Annotated in this window: 2 protein-coding genes; one reads left to right on the top strand and one right to left on the bottom strand. The window is 46.3% G+C overall.

Going from position 1 to position 1,330, the window contains the following annotated elements:
• Window positions 1–185, top strand: a 185-nt coding sequence (locus tag WEIDD23_RS13990) for a hypothetical protein (protein ID WP_207644190.1), incomplete at its 5' end; no start/stop codon positions are given.
• Window positions 186–194: 9 nt separating this feature from the next.
• On the opposite strand, the gene WEIDD23_RS14125 is transcribed toward WEIDD23_RS13990, so the two are convergent.
• Window positions 195–1,330, bottom strand: a 1,136-nt coding sequence (locus WEIDD23_RS14125; protein ID WP_242865344.1) for a thiamine pyrophosphate-dependent enzyme, incomplete at its 5' end; no start/stop codon positions are given.

Raw genomic sequence — 1,330 nt, 5'->3', positions numbered from 1 at the left:
CTGTTTTTGTCCAACATTTAGGAATGTATCTGTTGGTCACCGCTTTGGACCAGCAATTTATTAATTGCCTGCTTAGCCGACTTTGGTCATCTCAGCCATCAGAGAACAACTCGGCTGCCGCAACAGGGACGACACGCACTAAAAAAAGAAGCACCCACACAATGGTAGGTGCTTCGTATTTATGAACTAATTAATTAGAAGTTGTACTTCGTGTCTTCGTCGTTAACCTTAACGACTTGTGACTTAAGTCCCTCTTCTTCAAGGAACTTACGGAATGGTACAAGTTCTTGTGCATCAAAGCGCTCCTTAAAGGCCTTGATTTCTTCTTCAGTTGCAAGCGCTGGATCGAGCTTCAAACCTTCGACAGGAATTGGACGCTCCTTCGTGATCTTGGCATCAACGACTACGACACGACCTTGCTTGTAGTAATCAACGGCTTCTTGCATCACCTTATCGATGTCAGCAATGCTGTTAACCGTCAAACCAACAGCACCTTGGGCTTCAGCAATCTTAGCATAATCAACATCACCAAAGTCAACGATTTCATCGTTACGGTACGTGTTGGTATCCTCGTACTTGTCCTTGATGAAGCCGTATTGCGTGTTCGTCATAACAACGTTGATAACTGGCATGTTGTAACGAACAGCCGTTACGATATCTGAATCAGTCATCGCAAAGGCACCGTCGCCGGCAATGTTAAAGACTTGACGATCTGGGAAGACGTTCTTTGCACCAATTCCACCAGGGATGGCAATACCCATCGTGGCAAACAATGGTGATGTACGCCACATGTTCTTAGGCGTCATGTGCAAGTGACGAATTGACATTTGCGTCGTGTCACCAACATCAATTGAGAAGATTGCATCTTCATCAGCATACTTGTTGATTGCGTTGTAGACTTGGTATGCCTCCAATGGGCCTTCCGTCTTCGTCTCAATCTTGTGCATGTAGTCACGCCAGTTTTGCGCATCCTTCAAAGCAGCGTTCCACCAGGCTGACTCAGCAACTGGTTCAACCTTCTCCAAAAGTGCCTTAACTGCCAAACCAGCGTCAGCCAACATCGCAACGTCAGCCTTGTGGCGACGGCCAAGACGAGCTGGGTTGCTATCGATTTGGATAAAGTGCTTTACACCAGCCATGAAGTTCTCAACTTGTGAGAATGGGTAGTTGTTACCAATGAACAAAACAGTGTCTGCTTCGAAGATAACATCGTTTCCTGACTTCCAAGCAACACGTCCAGCTGAACCCATCAAACCTTCAAAGTCATAATCGAACGCTTCGTAACTCTTGGCAGTCGTCAATGCCGGCGCCTTCAACTTACGAGACAACT

The sequence above is a fragment of the Weissella sp. DD23 genome, assembly GCF_001579105.1.
GTDB classification, from domain to species: Bacteria; Bacillota; Bacilli; order Lactobacillales; family Lactobacillaceae; genus Weissella; species Weissella cibaria.
The sequence above is the reverse complement of the archived record's forward strand: the minus strand, read 5'-3'. Positions and strand labels throughout refer to the sequence as shown.